The following is a 17,959-nucleotide window of genomic DNA, read 5'->3' as shown; positions in this document are numbered from 1 at the left end:
CGACGCGAGATGCCGGGACTCGGTTCCACCCTGCCAGAAACCCGCGGATGCCGTCGCGGGGAGAAATCCCCGGGCGGGGCTCGGGCTCGGGGAGTGAGCATCCGCGCGTTCGGGGGCCGCACGATTCGCAGGAGAACTCGGGACCCGCAGGATCGGATCGGATGGATGCTCCTGCGCAACGTGCGAACTCCTTCGCAGCCGTTCGGCGTGGAAGAGCCGCGCGCGGTGCGGCGCGTCAGCGGTCGCGGAGCTTCTGCGCGAGGTCGCGGAGTGTGCGGAGTTCTTCGTCGTCGAGGCGCGACATGCGCGAGGCGATCGACCGGCCGTGCACGGTGGCGACGCTGCGGAACGCCCGCGCCCCGGCATCCGTCGCCGTGATCAGCGCACCGCGACCGTCGTCGGGATCGGGGCACTTCGATACGAGGCCGCGCGTGACCATGCGGTCGACGAGGCGCGAGACGCTCGGCTGGCTGATGAGCATGTTCGAGGTGACGTCGCGCAGACGCGCCGACATGCCCGGGGAGCGGGTGACGGTGAGGAGCACGTCGTACTCGGCCTGCCCGAGGTCGGAGTGGTCGAAGTCGGCGTTCATCTCGGTGAACAGCTCGTGCTGCGCGCGGAAGAGGCTCTCCCAGGCCTCGAGGGCGAGCTTGCGATCTGTCATGGGAAAAGAGTACGGCAACAGTAAGGGCCGGTCGGAGAGGCTCCCGACCGGCCCTTGTCCCTTGCACCAAGAGTTGTCCTGCAATCACATGAGGTGGATGCCACAGCAAACATTCACCGTGCGATCACTCTATAACGGCGAGGTAACGAATGCAACGGTTTGGTCACGGAATGTTTCGCGGCATCGGACATGTCGTGTCCCATGAGATCTGGCGGGGTCCCGTAAATCTGGCAGGATGTCCCAGATTTCTGGCGATGTCCCGCCGTTTTGGCGGAGGTGACGGCGTGTCGGGCGGGCGGATTCCGGCGCGGTCGTACTCTGCGTTTGGGTAGACCCCTGGTAGGGGTTCATGTCAAGGCCCAGGACATAGGTCAGAACCGCTCCTCAGGAGTCCAGGCTGTCTGCCGAGTAGGAAGTATCCGTCGTCATCGATTGGATTCCTATGGACCTGAGCATGCAGTGGTGCCGACTTCCGAGATGGACTTGTCGGAAGCATGGTGTTGTCGTGTCGAGTACCGCCTGGGCGGTGCTGCTCTAGAGGCTGATGCCGCCGATGTGGCTGAGGTTGCCTTCGCCGAAAAGTGCTCGTGAACCTCCGACTTCGCCCGGCCAGCATGGTCTGGCTGGGGCTGCGAATATGCGCACCACGGCGAGAGCGGCAACACCGCCGGCCAGATCGCTAGGCCGGGCCGTCACCCAGTGTAGGAAGCTGGTCGTAGGCCTGATCGGCGCTCGGATCCGTGAACACAGATCTGCGAAAAAGGGTGTTTGACCATGTCGCTTTGAGCAGCGCCGTGGTGCAATAGGTCTATGCCCGATGTCCTTGCCGTCACCACCCCCGCACCCGCCGCCCTTGAACCAATCGACGTTCGCTTGCCAGCGAAGACGGGGCGCAAGCACGGAACGAGCTCACGGCATCCGTTCGATCGGTGGTTCCGTTACCCTGCAGGCTTCGCGTCAGACCACGTCGAGTACTTGCTCAAGGTTCTTGGTGTGGAGGAGGGAACGGTTATCGACTGCTTCGCAGGCTCCGGCGTCACAGGGACGGCGGCCCGCGCGGTGGGCTTGGGGTTCTACGGAATCGAGGCGCATCCCATGATCGCCGAACTCGCATCATTGAAGCTCCAGGTCGATGTCGAACCTGACACGCTGAGACAGGTGGCGGCCGAGATCGCGGGGACCGCGAAGGCTCGCGAGGCATCCGTGACTGCGAACGATCTCTCCAAAGAGACAGAACTCGTAAGCCGAAGTTTCGATCCCGTGGTGCTGACCCAACTGGTAGCCCTGCGCCACACGATCGTCGATCGGGAACCGGACGAGATGTCGATCTACATGAAGTGGGCGCTGCTTGGCACACTCAGAGACGTGGCTACGGTCAAGGTCGGTTGGCCATACCAGCTGCCCGGGAAACCCCGACAGGCACGCTTCGCGGATGTCGGGAAGAGGTTTCTTGAGCGTGTGGAGTGGATGGCGGAGGACGTCGCCGAACTCGCTGAGGATCGCCCGTCGGCGATCGTGCGGTTGGGGGATTCCCGTGAAGCATCCTCCTGGCCCAAGCCGGGCACCGCGCAGGCGAGCATCGCGTCGCCGCCGTATCTGAACAATTTCGATTACGCGGATGCCACCCGCCTCGAGGCTTATTTTTGGGGTGAGGTGCGCAGCTGGAAAGAGCTGACGACGACGATCCGGGGCGACATGATCACCGCGAGCACTCAGCAATCGTCCGTGCTGGAGAAGGAGGCGGCTCTCAAGACGTTGGAGGGCCTGCCCGAAATCCACGAGACGGTCACCGAGCTCGCGGCCGCTCTCAAAGCTGAGCGCCGTCAACGCCCGGCAGGAGCGAAAGCCTACGACCAGGTCGTACCTGCCTACTTCCTCGCGATGAGCCAGATTCTGGAGAACCTGTATCTTTCGTTCGATCATGGAGCTGTGGCGGTGTGGCAGATCGGCGATAGCGCACCGTATGGGGTGTTCATCGATACGCCAGGAATCATCGGACGGATCGCGGAGGCACATGGCTTCCGGATGATCTCGGACACGGTGATTCGAGAGCGAGGGCAACGGTGGCGCCGTGCGAACTCACCGGTCGGTGTGACGCTCGCGGAGCGAGTGATCTGCTTTCGGAAAGACTGACGCTCCGGTGCTCACGCGACCCGGTCCTTGAGGTGGTGAGGGCCGGGCTCGGTCATCGAGCCGCCTTCAGTGCTGCTGCGCGACGCGCCAGAGCGGGAAGGAAGACGTCGCTGGTCTCCGTGATCTGATGATCCCGGAGGGAGAGGCCATGCTGGGCCCAGTCCCGGCGTCGACGTTTATCGGCGTAGCGACCGACGCTTGCGGGAGGTAAGGGGTCAACCCAGAATTCCTTGATCTCTTTCGCTCCGTCCAAGCCGTGGAGCCACAGTGCGATGTCGGCGTCGCGCATGGAACACCCCACCCAAACCCACGTGAGATAGTCACTCGACGCGATGAGGGAACTCAAAGTGTCGGAGATCGGTCGTGGTAGTCCAGCCTCCGTGGTTTCGATATCTGCCACGATGGTCTCCGGCTGCTCGATGCTGCCATGCACCTTCAGGATGGGGACACGAGGCTCACTGCCCTTGAGGCGATCGACGACGGACTCGCGATGCTTTGCGAAGTCATCCGGGCTCGCTAGAAGAACGTGGTCCGCGCTCATGCCCTCTTCGATGAGCTGATCGAAGTTGATGGTCGCGATCACCAGGCGCGGGAGAAGACCGGCGAGGTCCCAGATCGCTTCCCGACCCGCGGGGTAGTGATCGAGCGCAGCATCGGCGTCGCGGCGGAGCTTGACGACAGTTTTCGACTCTGCGTAACTGCTGCCCTTCAGTCGGTGGAATTCCTCCCGCATTACCCGTTCCAGGGTGAGATCGCGGGCCCAGGTGGCGAGAGGGATGTCCTTCTCGCCCGGAAGCCACCGCGAATGTCTGGTGAGGTGCTCCCGGAACCTCTCGATGGCTCGCTCTGCATCAGCGGTTTCTTCAGTGATCACTCCGAGTGCGAAGTCCCGGACTCGGTTTCCGTCGGGCATGCCGCTACTCGCCGAGGCCCCTGCGCCGAGAAAGAGCACAATGGGCTGATCAGTGTCTCGAAGAATCTCAGCAAGCGTGTCATCGCTGACGGTGCGGTGATCGCGAAGGTAGAACTGCCCATCGCGAACGATAAGTCGGGCGCCATCTGTCGGTCCGCAGTGGGTTGCCACCTTGAGCGAGCCGGAAGCGATCGGAACGAAGGTGACAAGGTCGGGCGGTGAGATCGTGCGCAACAGGTCGCACGCGTCCCAAAGCAGCTGTGCTGTTGATTCGTCTAGGGAGGAGAGTTCGTACGACAAGACGACGAACGGCTGATTGAGCTGATCAGACAGAAGCGCCGTCAGCACGCTCAGGATCGTCACCGATGCTCCAGTTGAGCTCGTGAACCGAGAGGACGTCAAGGTGAATGAATCCTCATGCTGGAGGACTTCGATAGGCACGCTGCGACGATCGCAAAGCAGCTTGAGCGGAGTCAAGAGAGAAGCGTTAGGCGTTCCCGCAGCCGGTAGCGGATGTTCATTCTCGGGTGTGCATCGAATGTAGGTGCCGTTGTATCGGGTGATCAACGCTTCGATGCTGTTCTCATCCTCGTCAAAATTGTCGTGGACAGCATGCACGATTGCAGGTACCCGGGTATCCGTGGGCTCGGCGATCTCTTGCACGAGTGCCGACAGGAAAGCAGGAAGTGACGTGTCGGTGATCATGGTCGCACCCGGTAGAACGCCTCGAGGAAGTCTTCGCGAATCTGTTGCGTTTGACGTCGCCGTTCGTGGGAGATTCCCCAGGCGCCGAGGATGACGCGCCCACGCTCGTATTCGGCAACGGCCGCGTCGAACGCTGCCTCGATGTCGCTGGGGGTGGCGCGACTGCGCGCACGAATCGCGACGGAGATGTCGTTGAGGAGAGTGGTCGTGTGGTCTTCTTCAATCCAGATGGACGCAAGTCCTGTTTTTCGGTCGCTGCCTCTGCTCAGGCTGGTGCCGAGGTGGCGGACCGCCTGGCTGACGACCCAGCTCGTGCGCAGTTGCGCTCGCTCCTTGGGTTTGATGGCGGGGCCGTGCACCGTGGTGCTGAAGATACTGGCGACGTCCATGATGACTGTCGCCAGATCGGCCTCCTCATGCTTCTCGCGCGGGAATACCATTGCTCGCTGTTGCCCGATCGAGCCGTTGATAAGCAGGAACATTGCGAACCCGGCTGATGGGAGAGGCACGAGTCCGGTTTCAACGGATTTCGCCATCCACGCGCGGAGACTTTCGCCGTAGAACTGCGCGATCGTGTTGACCAGGCCAGCGGCCTGCCCAGTAGTCGGGTCCTGGGCTGCTTCGATGAGCGCCCGTCCTTCGGGTGTGACTAGTCCACGGTCGGCGTCGACCGCGAGGAAGAAGACCTCAGGAATGAACGGGCGGGACATGGGCACAGGAGTCAGCGCCTTCACATGTTCGCGGACGCGCGTGCCCGTGACGTGAGATTGAAAGAGTGGACGGAGTTTGTCGAGGTCATCTTCGAGATCGAATGGCGGCGCTCCGTGTTCCGTTGTCCAGGCGCGCGTGAGGTAGCGAACGATCCGCGAGTCATCCTCTGCCAGTTCGTGCAGCGGGAATCCGAACAACAGTGGCCTAGCGTCGCTCACAGGGGGACCGCCGAGTACTGGCGGGCATCGAGTTGACGAACCTTCTCGGCATACCTCTTGTGGAGGTCGCCCTTGGTGTCGTTCATCTCTGCGCGGTAGTCCACCTGTAGCGGGAGGATGATGACGATCTGGTCGGCGAGGTCGTCGAGCGTCTCAAGAAAGTCCCGCAGGTCCGGCATCCTGTCCGCGCTGATGAACGCCCCGAACTCGTCGAGGACGAGCAGTCGATTCGGTTTTGGGGATGGCGGAAGGTCTTTGATCCGAGCCTGCGTGAATGCGAATGCGCGTTCACCTGTCGAGAACGCGCTCATCGCGCGTTGCTCGGTTCGTCCGTCGCCGGCGAGCACGATCACCTGGGACTGGAGGTCGAGCTGTTCGACGGTGAGACCACCGAACACGCGCTGTCTGATGCTTTCCGTGTTGAGGTCTGCTCTCAAGCTCTCCCCGAGAGCGAACGACAGCGGATCACGCATGGGTGCTTCTAGTTGCGCCGCCTCGCTCTTGGTCGGTTTCGGTGAAGCGAGCAGGTGGGTGAGGCGAGTGAGGGAGTCCAGCTCATCGGCTGCATTGAAAACGTGGTCGGTGACGGAGAGGACGACGTCTCGGACGATGGCGAAGGTCGACAGGTCCTCGGCTGCGAGGTCGTCTTGCTGTTGCGGTGTGAGGGCGTCGCGAAGCCACGCGTAATCGGGCGCAGTTCGCACTTCCGAGAGAAGCGTCTTGATATGGGCGCCCGCACTTTCGGATGCTTGCTGGGCGGAGCTCATCGACTTCCGCACGTCTTCGACACGCTGAGCCGCATGGCGGAGCTGTGCGGCGGCGGTAGCTTGGGCGGCGCCGAGTTGGTCTTCTTCGAGTCCGAGTTTCGCGAGAAGCGTCGACAGGGTTGAGCGTGCTTCCTTAGCGGAGCTGACGCCGTTGAGGCCAATCTGCTCTTGGAGCTCGACTGCCTCCTGATGTGCTGCGGTGAGGAGTGATTGTGTCGCCGCGATTTGCTCAGAGATTTCTCGCACCGTGGCGGCCGCTGCTGTGGCTTCCTCAGATTTTGCTTGGGCGACCTTGAGCTCGTCCTTGGCTTCATCGACGAGCTCAGCGGCACGTTCCGCCAACTTCATGCTGCTGCGGAGGGCGTTGAGACCGCCGATGCGACGCTTGATCTTGTCCATCTGCGTGAGGGTCTCTAGTGCCTTCTCCGGACGCGGGCTGGCCGCGATCTCGTCGCTTCGTGCGGCGAAACCAGTGCGCACCTGACGTCCGGAAAAGCGATTCTCGTCAATGACCATGAAGATCTCGTCGGAGTCGCTGGCAGCGGTGCCGTCGAGAACGGGCACGATTCTGCGCAAAACGTCCTGAGTTCGGCGGCTCCGGTCAATCTTGTCGATCTCTTCCGCCAGTCGTCGTTGCTCCGTCGTGGCGGATTTGAGTTCGGCGGCCACCACCGGCTTGTCGGGCGGCAAGGCGAGTGACGCCGCCCACCTCGCCTGGTCGCGCTGTTGATTTCCCAGCCGGGTTTCGCGCCCGCGGAGCTTCTTCTCCGCCGCGGAGAGTTCGGCGGCGCTGCCACCTTGGGCGGCCAAAACCTCCTCTGCGGCTTTCGCGTCATCCTCGAGATTCTGGATCACCGCATTGAACTTGTCGACTTCCTCTTTAACGCTCGCCCGACGATCCAGGAGCGCTTTGATGTCAGCATCTGCGGAAGACATTTTGCGCCCGATTTCCATCGCTCGCTCCAGGTCGGCGGCAGTCTGCTCGGCATCCGTCAGCAGATTCTTGACTCGCGCGAGTTCTTCTTCGAGACCTTTGATTTCCGTCGCGCGCTCCGCGACGGCCGCCGGGTCGGAGCGTTTCCAGTCGGACGAGAATCGTGCAACGAACTCGTCGAGTTCGTTTGCGCGCGTCCGGACGATGCCGGTCGTCTGCACAAGATCTGATTCGATCCGTTGGATGTGACTGCGCACGGTGTCCTGCAGACTCTCGTCTCCACGAACAGTTGTGACTTCGATCAGAGCGGCCAACTCCGACATCGTGGCGGGGTTGCCGTCGAGAGTCACGACGCCGAATTGGTCGCTGGTGACTTCCGGCGGATCGATCGGCCAGTTATCTGGCGTGAAGACGACGCGCGCACTGGATCCACCCGCCATGTTCTCGATTTCCACGGCCGTGTTGCCGAGATTGCCGCGGAAGGAGCGCCACGTCGGGGCAGCGGTGAGAGCGGAAGGCACGTGACCGGCGATCAGTTCCAGCAGCTGGATGGCGACAGACTTGCCGACGCCGTTCTGCCCCTCAATGAGGCATAGCTTGTGATCAGGAATCTCCTCGATCGCTTGGAGGCCGTTCTTCGCGTGTTCCTTACTAGCGATTGTCCAGCGCACGCTTCACCACCAATCCGAGGTAGGCGCCCGGTTCGAAAGCTTGCGTTTCATTCCCGAGGTCCCGGACGACAGTCTGCGCGCGCACGAGCTCTTCCGACATCGCTTCAGTCGGATCTTTGACGAGTGCGTCGAGCAGGTGGGTGGTTTGCTCATAGGAATGGTCAACGCTGGAAGACATGCCCTGATCCTATGGTCCGCTGTGGTTGCAACATTGGCTTTCGGTGTCGGGTGACGCATGTTGGAGACGCCGCCGCTGTCGAGAAGGTGCAGAGCGCGATGACGGCGCCCGCCGCCTGAGGCGCGTCTTGAGCTGGCTCATCCAGCGACGGGATACTCATCCGTTGCATCCGTTGGATTCTTCGAGTTCGGCGAGCACGTCGCCACCGCCGTTCATGAGGGTCACCGAGACGAAGGTGCATCCGCTCGAGCGGATCTGCTTGCTGTAGGCGATGCCTTCGCTGGGTGTGTCGTCCTCTGGACTTGGCGTCGAAGGTAGAAGCCAGTCGCCTGCCGGGCGAGAAACTTGCGTGAGCGTGCGGGTTCCGAGGGCCACATTCTCTAGTTTGATCCAGGTGGTGTCGCAGGCAGTGGAGTATTTCAACACTGCCGTCGCCAGCTGAGCTTCAGTATCCGCGTCGACCATGGGCCATTGTGCGGAGACGACGGTGTCGCCGATATCCGCACAGCTCGTGCGTTGAGGATCCGTGCCGTCGAGCGTGATCGCCGGGATCCAGCGGGGAACGACAAGGAAGGGCACCAGGAAGGACAGCGCGAGAAGTACCGAAAGTCCGATCAGCACCACTCGGAAGGACCTCCGCGGGAGTTTCTTTCCCGTGGGTCGATACACCTGGTTCAACCAGAGCAGGATCGCCAACAGAGGGACGAGGGCGACCGCCCACCATCCGCCTCCGAGTCCGATCATGAAGGCGCCGAATGCGACATATGCCGCGACCACGGTTCCGGCTAGCGTGAGAAGCGCGTTCCACTTTCGCTTCGGATCGGCCATCGAGATTCTCCTCGTCCGGGTCGAGTCGGGGCTTGGCTGTTCGCCTCAGCCGCGAGAAACCGCCTTGGTCAGATTATGGCGTGACCGCATCGACACACCATCTACTCTCGGGGCGTTTGGTGCGACGTATCCGCCGGGAGTTCAGTGTGGGCGTCAGGTTCGGCCTCCGGTTCGTGGGTGGTGATGTCCCCGTTGAGCGTTACCGCCAGGGGAACTGGCCGTCGAATGAAGAAGCATCCTCAGCTCTCGCGATGTCATGACATGTCACAGACGTCGGCGAGGTGGACTAGCTTCTCTGCACGGGCAAGCCGCGGTGGGTCGCTACCGTCAAGGATCGTCCCACCTCGGCGGGCGAATTCTGAAAGAGAGCGTCGCGCCCATCTGACGTCGTCAGGATGTGGAGCGAGTCCGGCGTTGATGGTTTCGACCTGAGACTCGTCGAGGCAGAGCTTGCCTGTGAGACCAAGCCCGAGAGACTTTCGAGTCTGTTCGCTCACCTCGCTGAGGTCTCGATGAATCGTAGGTCCGTCGATGGGTCCGGGGAGGCCGCCAATCCTCGATGCGACGACCAGGCGTGTTCGTGGATAGCCCCTCTGGACTGGGTCGCCGACGGTTGCGTCAAGGCTGAGCCGCTCATCACTCACCGCTTCGCGCTACACGAGATAGACAAGGGATTTGCCGTTGCGGATGACAAGCGAACCTCGGGTGCGATCAAAGTGATCGTGAAGCCCTAATCCTTCGGTCTGCGCACTCGGGAAAGCATCCAGGCGGGCGGGCAACTGGACCTGGGTGTGACTGAAGCCCCCTAATGGGAGGGGCTTCGTAGCCAGGAGGATCATGCGGATCCTTCGTCCGTTGAAGCCAGGGCGGGTCCCCGGCGTCCGCGGCTGCTCAATCTTGGTGGGCGGATGCCGACTTTCCCCTGGTGGGACCGCTGCGCGGAGGTTCGGCTGCTGCCCACAGCAGTCGACCGAAGGTAGCAGCGACAGGCGCGAGCGCGACCATGAGCACGCCCATCGCGAGACCACCGATGGAGACTCCCATCCAGAACATGCTTGGGGGCGAGTCCACGTAGAGAGCAATCAGCCCCACGAGTTCAGCGACCGTAAGGAGAATAGCCACGAGCAGCATCATGTAGAGGGACATGCCACCGGACTCCCACATCATGCGGTTGAATCGCATCCCGTATCTCAGAACACTCCGCAGTTGCGGCTGCCCGAGAGACTGAAGCTTTTTTCGCAGCTTCTTCAATCGGCGCTGCGAGGGCTTCAGCGCACGCGCCTCCACGACTAATGCCAGCAACAAGACTGGAATGATCTGGACTACAGCTTCCCAGAACGCGCGCTCACCATCGTCCACGCCAGCAGAGTAGTACAACCGGGCCTGAACTGTGGCCGTGGGGGCTCGACGATGAGGTTCCCCATTCGCCGAGGTGAGGATCGAACTGCCGCGGAGCTTCATGGTGAGCCTAACAATGGTCACCGGTTCGTGGCGGAGGCTCTTCGCGCATGGGCCGTCTCACCGCTCGACTCGATCCCGGAGTTCGCCCGCTGCCGAGATTCGCAGGGTCATCGAGATCCGTCGAGAGGGCAGGCCCGTATGGCGGAGTTCACCACCGTGTGTGCTTGCACAGATTCCGCCAATGTTCGCGGGACAAACGGTTCAGGCGTTCCAACCGATGCTCCGCGGGTTTCTGGTCACAACCTGTCCCACGCTCCGCCATCTTTCATGAAATCGGACAGAAAGTGCCGATGCCCGTGACCTGTCTCATGCCGAGGGCGCCCGGGTCGTCGCCCGAGCGGTACCGTGTCCCCGTGACTACGACGCCGCAGGAGGTCTCCGTACCCATCGTCCCTCAGCGTGTCCGACGGCTCGACGGCACCTATAGCGTGAGGGCCTCATCGAGTGGCGATGCAGGCGAGGGGCGTTCGATCGTCAGCGTGGTGGTCGACGGCGACAGCACGGTCGTCGACGCCGATTCCGACGGGGACTGGGTCGCCCTGTACACCGGCGGTACCGCACACGATCTCGAGACCATGGGCATGGCTGTCGCCCTGATCGCTCCGCTGTCGGCGGCGGGCATCCCGATCTTCGTGACGTCGACCCTGTCGGCCGACCTCGTCCTGGTTCCCACGGAGTCCGTCGAGCGCGCGGAGAGGGCGCTACGCACTGCGGGTCACATCGTCGAGCTCTGAGCACTCGACCCCTGCCCTCCCCTGTGCGGCGTGCCCGCTGACGTCCTCGGGTCGTGACTCGTCAGAGGAACAGCATCGCCTTGTAGGCGATGATCGATGAGATCACGCAGCCGACGAGGGTGAGCACGATCCCCGCGACGGGCGCGATCCAGACCCGATCCCGGCGCCGGAAGACGACGGTCAGCACGAGACTGACCAGTTGGATGCCGGCGACGGAGATCATGAACCCCTGGAAGTTCAGTCCGAGCAGGTCCCACTCGCAATCGGGTGAGCAGTGGGGCGTCGAGATGCCGAGGAAGCCCACCCAGAACACGGCCCCCATCGAGACCAGCAGCTGAAACCCCCACGTCGCGAGGCTGCCCCAGTACCTCTCGACAGGCTTCGGTCGAGATCGGAGCCCGACGGTGACGGCGACGCCGAGCGCGATCGCGGCGGCCAGCATCGTCCAGGCGAAGAGCTCGTTCATCTCCTGTCATCCGCCATCCGGTCGGCAGAGCCCGAGGTCGACCACCTGCATCCCCTCCGAGTACTGGTCGGAGATCGAGATCCACTCTGCGGCCACGACGAACGTGATGAGGCCTGTGACGAATACCTGGAGCGGGAGCCAGCTCCACGCTCGGCGAGCGTCCGGCGAGGGGACCGGAAACGCCTCGTCCGCCGACGCCGGGGCGAGATGCGGGGATGCCATGGCCGAAGCGTATCGTCCGAGACGGCTTCCCCACGGCGGATCACGCCGACGTGGTGCGAGAGGGAGACGTCGCAGAACCCTGCACACGCAGGTGCCGTGCGAAGAATCGTCCGGCGTCTTCTCCCGCCCACTCGGGCACCCCGGTGTGACCGCCCGTGTTCGCGAGCAGGGTCTTCTCGGTCGAGCCGAACGCGTCGAAGAGGTCGAGCGCCATTCCACGGTCGTTGCCCTCGTCGTCCCACTGCAGCAGCATGTGCACGGGCACCGTGACGCGCCGAGCGTCGTCGAACGTCGCCCGGGGCACATAGCTCCCGGCGAAGAGTCCGGCAGCGACGATGCGCGGATCGATGGCCGCGAGCCGCGCGCCGACCGCGATGACCCCGCCGGAGATCGCGACCCGCCGGCCGATCTCGGGAAGGCCGAGTACCGCATCCATGGTGCGCTGCCATTCGGGCACCGCCTGTTCGACGAGCGGCAGGATCAGCCGGTCGATGATGTCCTCCCCGGGTGTGCCACCCGCAGCCAGCACCCGGCGCAGGTCGGCGCGCGCTTCGGACGCCCCGGGGAGCGGCGGACGGCTCCCGGTGCCGGGCGGCTCGATGGCGACGGACGCCAGTCCGAGCAGGCCGGCGCTGCGCGCTCTCGAGCGGAGGCGCGGCAGCATCCGCTCCATCGGGAAGCCGCCCGGTTGCCCCATCAGGATCAGCGGAGCGGGAGAGGGTGCGGCGGCGGATGCCGGTGTCCAGAGGACTCCGTCGATGTCGCCGAGCGAGAAGTCGCGCTCGACGAGGCCGTCGTCGCGACGTGGGCCAGAGGTGAAGATCATGGTCGTGCCTTTCGGGACGCTGCGGATGCGCGGCGCTCCCGGACGACCTATCGTCCGACCGAGACTCCTGCGAGGAGCACCCCTGTCGATTCGCTCACGGGTCTCACCTCCTCGGTCTCACTGCACGGTCGTGAGGGAGGCTAGCAGATCTCACTCCCGGGTTTCACCGGCATCCTCTCCCGCGCTGCTGTCGAGCGTCGGCAGCGACCGCAGCAGCTCCTGCGTGTACGGGTGCTCGGGCGCGCGGAAGATCTGCTCCGCATCGCCCTCCTCGACGACGACCCCGTCCTTCATGACGAGCACGCGGTCGCTGAGGTGGTGGATCACGCCGAGGTCGTGCGAGATGAAGAGGTAGCTGAGGCCGTACTCGTCCTGCAGGTCGACGAGGAGGTCGAGCACCTGCGCCTGCACCGACACGTCGAGCGCCGACACGGCCTCGTCGAGCACGAGGATCTCGGGCGAGGTCGCGAGGGCACGCGCGATCGCGATGCGCTGCCGCTGACCTCCCGAGAGGCGCAGCGGGAAGCGCTCGCGCACGGATGCCGGCAGCGCGACCTGCGCGAGGAGATCGATGACCCGCTGCTCCCGCTCGCGCCGGGTCAGACCGGCATCCGCGGGGATCGCGTCGAGCAGGATACGCTCGGTGTTCCATCGCGGGTCGAACGAGCTCAGCGGGTCTTGGTAGACGACGCCGATGCGGCGACGCAGCGGACGTCGCTTCGCCTCGGAGGCGCCCGACCAGGGCCGGTCCAGCAGCCGCACCTCGCCCTCGTCGGCGGTCTCGAGCGCAAGGGCGATGCGGGCGGTCGTGCTCTTGCCCGACCCCGATTCGCCGACGATCCCCACTGTCTCACCCCGGTGCAGCGTGAACGACACATGATCGACCGCCGTGCTGTGACGCCCGTCCGGTGCGACGAAGCGCTTCACGAGGTCGCGGGCGGCGAGCACCGCTTCGCCGCGCTCGCCCGCCGAGGTCCGTGCCACGTGCAGGTTCGGCACGGTGCGCTCCTGCGGAGCGAGGCGCTCGCCGCGGGTGTGACCGCTCGGCACCGCGTCGACCAGGCTCTGCGTGTACGGATGCTGAGGCGCGCGGAGCACCTGCGCCGCCGGTCCCTGCTCGACGACCTCACCGCCGCGCATCACGAGGATGTCGTCGGCGAGCTGCGCCACCACCGACAGGTCGTGGCTGATGAGGATGATCGACGAGCCGCGAACCTTCGCGTCCTCCAGCAGCGACAGCACCTGCGCCTGCACCGTGACGTCGAGCGCGGTCGTGGGCTCATCGGCGATGATCACCTCGGGGTCGAGGGCGATCGCGGAGGCGATGAGAGCGCGCTGGCGCAGGCCGCCAGACAGCTCGCCCGGACGCTGCCGCGCGCGCAGCTCGGGCTGGGGCACGTCGACGCTCGCGAGCAGCTCGACCGCCTTGCGTCGTCGCGCGGTGCGGTCGAGCCACCCGTGCAGGCGCAGCGCCTCCTCGATCTCCTTCCCGACCGGTCGCAGCGGGTCGAGCGACACGAGCGCATCCTGCTGGATGAAGCCGATGCGCCGTCCGCGGATCCGGCGCCAGGAGCGGTCGGTCTGCGCCGTGAGGTCGACGCTGTCACCGAGATCCACACCACCGAGCGAGATCTCCGCGGCGTCCACGACCGCGCCGTGACCGGTCAGGCCAGCCAGCGTGCGCGCCGTGACGCTCTTGCCCGAGCCGGATTCGCCCACGATCGCGACGCAGCGCCCGGCCGCGAGCGTGAACGACACGTCGCGCACGACAGTGAGGGTCTCGCCGTCGCGCGCGAAGCCGACGTTCAGGTCGCGCACCGTCAGGCGGCGCTCGCCGGATGCGGCCGCCTGCGCGGACGGGAGGGAGAGTTCTGCGACGCTCATGTCAACGGCCCTTCTCGAGACTGCTCTGGATGCTCTTGCCGATCGTGGTCGCGGTCAGCGCGAGCACGAGGATGACGAGGCCGGGGATGAAGGTCAGCCACGGCGCCTGCAGGATGTTGGTGCGACCGGCATCCAGCAGCGCTCCCCACTCGGAGGAGGGCGGCGCGACGCCGAGGCCGAGGAACGAGAGCCCGGAGGCCCAGACGATCGACTGCCCGATCGCCATCGTGAACACCGCGACGAGCGGGCGGATCGCATTCGGCAGCACATGACGACCGAGGATGCGCCACCACCCGTGACCGAGCGCCCGCGCGGCCTCGACATAGCCGGCGTTCTTGGCCGACAGGATCTGTCCGCGCACCATCCGGGCGTATCCCGGTGCGCTGCTCACGCCGACGGCGACGACCTGCGTCCAGGGCGAGGGCCCGAGGATCGAGACGAGCAGCAGCGCCAGGAGCAGGTTCGGGAACGCGAAGGCGACCTCGATCGCGCGGTTGACGATCGCCGCTGTGACGCGGTCTCCGAGAGCGGCGAGCGCGCCGAGCACGAGCGCCGCGACGAGGGCGATCCCGGCCGCGCCGATGCCGATCAGGAGCGATTCTCGGGTGCCGTGCACGACCCGGCTGTAGAGATCGCGACCCGCTTCGTCGGTGCCGAACCAGTGGGCGAAGGACGGCGCCCGCAGGGCGTCGGCGAAGCTCTGTGCCGTGGGGCTGTGAGTCGCGAGCACACCCGGCGCGAACGCGGCGATCGCGAAGAGCACAGCCAGCACGACCGAGACGAGCAGCGACCAGCTCACCCGCAGACGACGACGCGCGCGCGCCGGCGCCGGACCGGAGGGGAGAGTCGGGGTGACGGGGGAGATGGTCATGACGTCCTCAACCTCGGATCGATGAGCGTGTAGACGACGTCGACCAGGAGGTTGGCGACGACGTAGAGCACCGCGACGAGCACCACGATGCCCGTCACGACGGGCAGGTCCTGCGCGCCGACCGCGGCGACGAGCGTCTTGCCGATGCCGGGTCGCGAGTAGATCTGCTCGACGATCACGGCTCCCGACACGGTCGCCCCGAGCGCCCACCCGGTGAGGGTGACCGCCGGGATCGACGCGTGGCGCAGCACGTGACGCAGACGGATGCCCAGATCGCCCATGCCCCGCATCCGCGCACTGAGCACGAACGGCTGATCGAGCGCCCTCTCGTACTCGGCTCGCACCGACTGGCCCATGAAGCCCGCGAGCGGGATCGCGAGTGTGAGCGCGGGCAGGACGATCCCGTTCACGCCGCTGCCTCCCATGACGGGGAACCAGCGCAGCGTGAGGGCGAAGAACAGCAGCAGCAGGATGCCGAGCCAGTACGGCGGAAGCGCGGCCGTCACCGTGTCGACGGCCGAGCCGATCGCACGGACCCGGGGACCGCGGCCGGCCGTGAGCGTGACCCAGACGACCATCAGCACCCACGCCAGCGCGATGCCGGTGAGGGTGAGGACGAGCGTCGATCCGAGCTGCTCGCCGATCAGATCCCACACCGGTCGGAACTGCTGGTACGAGGTGCCGAGGTCGCCCCGCAGCAGCCCGCCGATGTACTGCAGGTACTGCACGAGGAGCGGATGGTCGAGCCCGTAGGCGTCGACGATCGGGGCGAGTTCCGCGGGTGTGCGCTCCTGCGCCTGCCCTGTGCGGATGTTGAGGATCGCGGTCGCCCGGTCACCGGGCAGAGCGGTCTGGGCGAGGAAGGCGGCCGTGGCCGCGCCCCACAGCACCACGAGGGCTCCCACGATGCTCGACCCCACGCGGCGGAGGCGGCGGAGCGTGCGGCGAGGGGCCGCCGGCCGGCCGGAGTCGATCCGGTCGGCCGGCTGCGTCTCACTCGACGAAATACGCGTCATAGAACGTCGGTCCTCCCTGTGCGTGCTCCTGCCAGACGTCGCGCAGGCGCGGGTTCACTCCCAGCGTGCTGAGCCGGTCGTACAGGCCGAACGCGAGTGCGTGGTCGGCGATGTACTCCTGGGCCTGCCCGTACAGTGCGTTCTGCTTCTCGAGATCCGACTCCGAGTTCGCGGCGAGGATGATGGCCTCGAGCTCCGGGTCGTCGTAGAAGGCGCTGTTCGAGAAGTTCGGGTTGTCCTCGGTGCTGGGGCGCCAGTTGATGTAGAGGATGCCGGCGTTCACGGACGTCCAGTACCCCGCCGAGATGTCGTACGCGTCGCGTCCGGCGTACTTCCCCGCCCAGGTCTCGGACGGCGGCACGGGGATGAGCTCCACCTTGAACCCGGTGGCCTTGGCCTGCTCCTGCACCGCCTGGAAGATCGACGCGCCGTCGGCGTTGATGATCGTGCCCGCGTTGTACGGGAACACGACGTCGAGCGTCTTGCCGTCCTTGACGCGGTAGCCGTCGTCGTCGCGCTCGGTCCATCCGGCCTCGTCGAGCAGGCGGTTGGCCTCGTCGGCGTCGTAGGCGTACCAGTCGGCGGCCTTCTCGCTGTAGCCCGGCGTCGCCCTGCTCACGCCGCCGTTGCCCTCGAACGGGATCACGCCGTGGCCGATCGTGTCGACGATGCTCTCGCGGTCGAGGCTGTAGACGAAGGCCTTCCGCAGGTTCTCGTCGGAGAACGGTTCGCGGGTCGTGTTGAACGAGACCTGCTGCGGACGACCGGGCGTCACGTACTTGTGGAGCTCGTACTGCTCGCCCTCGAGCCCGTCCCACTCGATCGCGGGGATGTCGTAGATCGCGTCCGCCTCGCCGGAGCGGAGCGCCGAGACGCGGGTGACACCGTCGGCGACGAAGCGCCAATCGACCTCCTCGACGTACGCGGGGCCGGTGTGCTTCGCGTTCTCCGGCCACGACGTGTAGTCGTCGTTGCGCGTGAGGATCACGTTCTCGCCGCGGTTCCACTTCTCGACGACGAACGCGCCGGAGCCGATCGGCTGCTCGCAGTTCTCCTCCTCGCTGCGGGTCTCCAGCGCGTGCTGCGACTGGATGCCGAAGTACCCCTGCGTGAGGTTCTCGACGAAGCGCGCGTAGGGGCGCGAGAGGTGCACCGCGACGGTCAGATCATCGACGGCCTCGGCGGACTCGTAGTAGCCGCCGAGCCAGACCGCCGCCGTGCTGTTGCCGCCCGCGACCCAGTAGTCGAAGTTGTAGGCCACGGCCGCGGCATCCACCGGCGTTCCGTCGGTGAACTCGACGCCGTCCTTAAGGGTGAGGGTGTACGTGAGGCCGTCGTCGCTCACGGCCCAGTCATCGGCGAGCCACGGCACGACTTCGCCGTCCTCCGTCAGGGAGAACAGGCTGTCGAGGAACTGGTACGAGATGTAGGCCTGCTCGATCCACCCGCCGAAGAGGCACTGCGGCTCCTGCTGGTGGGCGTACACGATCGTGCCGCCGTCGACGCGCTCGGCATCCGCGGCGGGCTGGGCGACGGCGCCGCCGCTGCAGGCGGACAGCGCGAGGGCGGCGAGGGCAGCGACGGCGGTCGCCGTCAGCACGCGGCGGGTCCTGGGGGCGTTCATGGGGCTCGGGTGCCTTTCGTCGGGACGGATGATGCGATCTTTCCGAGGCCAGCGGTCGGCCACACCCCGCGTGTCACGGGGAGCCGTGCGACGTCACACGACGTCATCCGGACTCATCCGGCGACATCGGATG

The 17,959-nt window shown here is 65.4% G+C and carries 16 protein-coding genes; 2 read left to right on the top strand and 14 right to left on the bottom strand.

Annotated features, from left to right (window positions below; translation table 11 throughout):
* Positions 1–235 precede the first annotated feature (235 nt).
* Complete coding sequence (locus AKH00_RS06615; RefSeq protein WP_050721832.1) at positions 236–664, bottom strand: MarR family winged helix-turn-helix transcriptional regulator; 429 nt, start codon at positions 662–664, stop codon at positions 236–238.
* A gap of 810 nt (positions 665–1,474) precedes the next feature.
* Here AKH00_RS06615 and AKH00_RS06610 point away from each other — a divergent pair.
* Entirely contained in the window at positions 1,475–2,797 is a 1,323-nt protein-coding gene (locus tag AKH00_RS06610; protein WP_082297441.1) for a DNA methyltransferase, read from the top strand.
* Between the two features lie 52 nt (positions 2,798–2,849).
* Here the strand turns inward: AKH00_RS06610 and AKH00_RS06605 are convergent, their stop codons facing one another.
* From AKH00_RS06605 to AKH00_RS17795, 6 genes are all read right to left on the bottom strand, one after another.
* Positions 2,850–4,415: an SIR2 family protein gene (locus tag AKH00_RS06605; RefSeq protein ID WP_082297440.1), complete on the bottom strand. Its 1,566-nt coding sequence runs from the start codon at positions 4,413–4,415 to the stop codon at positions 2,850–2,852.
* Complete coding sequence (locus AKH00_RS06600; protein ID WP_152926108.1) at positions 4,412–5,323, bottom strand: hypothetical protein; 912 nt, start codon at positions 5,321–5,323, stop codon at positions 4,412–4,414. The genes AKH00_RS06605 and AKH00_RS06600 overlap by 4 nt, the downstream gene beginning before the upstream one ends.
* A 17-nt stretch (positions 5,324–5,340) precedes the next feature.
* The gene (locus AKH00_RS06595; RefSeq protein ID WP_050721828.1) at positions 5,341–7,716 is read right to left on the bottom strand and encodes a hypothetical protein; all 2,376 of its coding nucleotides are present in this window, start codon (positions 7,714–7,716) and stop codon (positions 5,341–5,343) included.
* Positions 7,697–7,894, bottom strand: coding sequence for a hypothetical protein (locus tag AKH00_RS06590; RefSeq protein WP_050721827.1), 198 nt, complete (start codon positions 7,892–7,894; stop codon positions 7,697–7,699). Before AKH00_RS06590 ends, AKH00_RS06595 begins: the two co-directional genes overlap by 20 nt.
* Positions 7,895–8,050: 156 nt before the next feature.
* Positions 8,051–8,722: a DUF2690 domain-containing protein gene (locus AKH00_RS06585; RefSeq protein ID WP_050721826.1), complete on the bottom strand. Its 672-nt coding sequence runs from the start codon at positions 8,720–8,722 to the stop codon at positions 8,051–8,053.
* An 891-nt stretch (positions 8,723–9,613) separates the two neighbouring features.
* A complete protein-coding gene (locus AKH00_RS17795) occupies positions 9,614–10,081 on the bottom strand; it encodes a hypothetical protein (RefSeq protein ID WP_152926107.1) in 468 nt (155 codons plus the stop codon).
* A gap of 455 nt (positions 10,082–10,536) precedes the next feature.
* On the opposite strand from AKH00_RS17795, the gene AKH00_RS17980 reads away from it, so the two are divergent.
* On the top strand, positions 10,537–10,917 hold the full coding sequence (locus AKH00_RS17980; protein WP_161804381.1) for an ACT domain-containing protein: 381 nt from the start codon (positions 10,537–10,539) through the stop codon (positions 10,915–10,917).
* A 61-nt stretch (positions 10,918–10,978) separates the two neighbouring features.
* On the opposite strand, the gene AKH00_RS06565 is transcribed toward AKH00_RS17980, so the two are convergent.
* The 7 genes from AKH00_RS06565 to AKH00_RS06535 all read right to left on the bottom strand — a co-directional run bounded on the left by AKH00_RS06565 (position 10,979) and on the right by AKH00_RS06535 (position 17,826).
* The gene (locus AKH00_RS06565; RefSeq protein WP_050721822.1) at positions 10,979–11,383 is read right to left on the bottom strand and encodes a hypothetical protein; all 405 of its coding nucleotides are present in this window, start codon (positions 11,381–11,383) and stop codon (positions 10,979–10,981) included.
* Between the two features lie 6 nt (positions 11,384–11,389).
* Entirely contained in the window at positions 11,390–11,605 is a 216-nt protein-coding gene (locus tag AKH00_RS06560; protein WP_050721821.1) for a hypothetical protein, read from the bottom strand.
* Positions 11,606–11,645: 40 nt separating this feature from the next.
* The gene (locus AKH00_RS06555) at positions 11,646–12,431 is read right to left on the bottom strand and encodes an alpha/beta hydrolase (RefSeq protein ID WP_050721820.1); all 786 of its coding nucleotides are present in this window, start codon (positions 12,429–12,431) and stop codon (positions 11,646–11,648) included.
* Between the two features lie 150 nt (positions 12,432–12,581).
* Positions 12,582–14,315 carry a dipeptide ABC transporter ATP-binding protein gene (locus AKH00_RS06550; RefSeq protein ID WP_050721819.1) on the bottom strand — a complete coding sequence of 578 codons (1,734 nt, stop codon included), beginning with the start codon at positions 14,313–14,315 and terminating at the stop codon, positions 12,582–12,584.
* Position 14,316: 1 nt separating this feature from the next.
* On the bottom strand, positions 14,317–15,186 hold the full coding sequence (locus AKH00_RS06545) for an ABC transporter permease (protein ID WP_050721818.1): 870 nt from the start codon (positions 15,184–15,186) through the stop codon (positions 14,317–14,319).
* Positions 15,183–16,202: an ABC transporter permease gene (locus AKH00_RS06540; RefSeq protein WP_050721817.1), complete on the bottom strand. Its 1,020-nt coding sequence runs from the start codon at positions 16,200–16,202 to the stop codon at positions 15,183–15,185. The genes AKH00_RS06545 and AKH00_RS06540 overlap by 4 nt, the downstream gene beginning before the upstream one ends.
* Positions 16,180–17,826: an ABC transporter substrate-binding protein gene (locus tag AKH00_RS06535; protein ID WP_050721816.1), complete on the bottom strand. Its 1,647-nt coding sequence runs from the start codon at positions 17,824–17,826 to the stop codon at positions 16,180–16,182. Before AKH00_RS06535 ends, AKH00_RS06540 begins: the two co-directional genes overlap by 23 nt.
* Positions 17,827–17,959 lie beyond the last annotated feature (133 nt).

It is taken from the genome of Microbacterium sp. GCS4 (assembly GCF_001262495.1).
GTDB lineage: Bacteria > Actinomycetota > Actinomycetes > Actinomycetales > Microbacteriaceae > Microbacterium.
Note: the sequence above shows the minus strand (reverse complement) of the source record. Positions and strands in the feature narration are given on the sequence as shown.

Coding starts and splice junctions, on each gene's coding strand:
- AKH00_RS06565 (WP_050721822.1), bottom strand. CDS start 11,383: ATGAACGAGCTCTTCGCCTGGACGATGCTGGCCGCCGCGATCGCGCTC.
- AKH00_RS06605 (WP_082297440.1), bottom strand. CDS start 4,415: ATGATCACCGACACGTCACTTCCTGCTTTCCTGTCGGCACTCGTGCAA.
- AKH00_RS06535 (WP_050721816.1), bottom strand. CDS start 17,826: ATGAACGCCCCCAGGACCCGCCGCGTGCTGACGGCGACCGCCGTCGCT.
- AKH00_RS06615 (WP_050721832.1), bottom strand. CDS start 664: ATGACAGATCGCAAGCTCGCCCTCGAGGCCTGGGAGAGCCTCTTCCGC.
- AKH00_RS06590 (WP_050721827.1), bottom strand. CDS start 7,894: ATGTCTTCCAGCGTTGACCATTCCTATGAGCAAACCACCCACCTGCTC.
- AKH00_RS06540 (WP_050721817.1), bottom strand. CDS start 16,202: ATGACGCGTATTTCGTCGAGTGAGACGCAGCCGGCCGACCGGATCGAC.
- AKH00_RS06550 (WP_050721819.1), bottom strand. CDS start 14,315: ATGAGCGTCGCAGAACTCTCCCTCCCGTCCGCGCAGGCGGCCGCATCC.
- AKH00_RS06560 (WP_050721821.1), bottom strand. CDS start 11,605: ATGGCATCCCCGCATCTCGCCCCGGCGTCGGCGGACGAGGCGTTTCCG.
- AKH00_RS06610 (WP_082297441.1), top strand. CDS start 1,475: ATGCCCGATGTCCTTGCCGTCACCACCCCCGCACCCGCCGCCCTTGAA.
- AKH00_RS06555 (WP_050721820.1), bottom strand. CDS start 12,431: ATGATCTTCACCTCTGGCCCACGTCGCGACGACGGCCTCGTCGAGCGC.
- AKH00_RS06545 (WP_050721818.1), bottom strand. CDS start 15,186: ATGACCATCTCCCCCGTCACCCCGACTCTCCCCTCCGGTCCGGCGCCG.
- AKH00_RS06585 (WP_050721826.1), bottom strand. CDS start 8,722: ATGGCCGATCCGAAGCGAAAGTGGAACGCGCTTCTCACGCTAGCCGGA.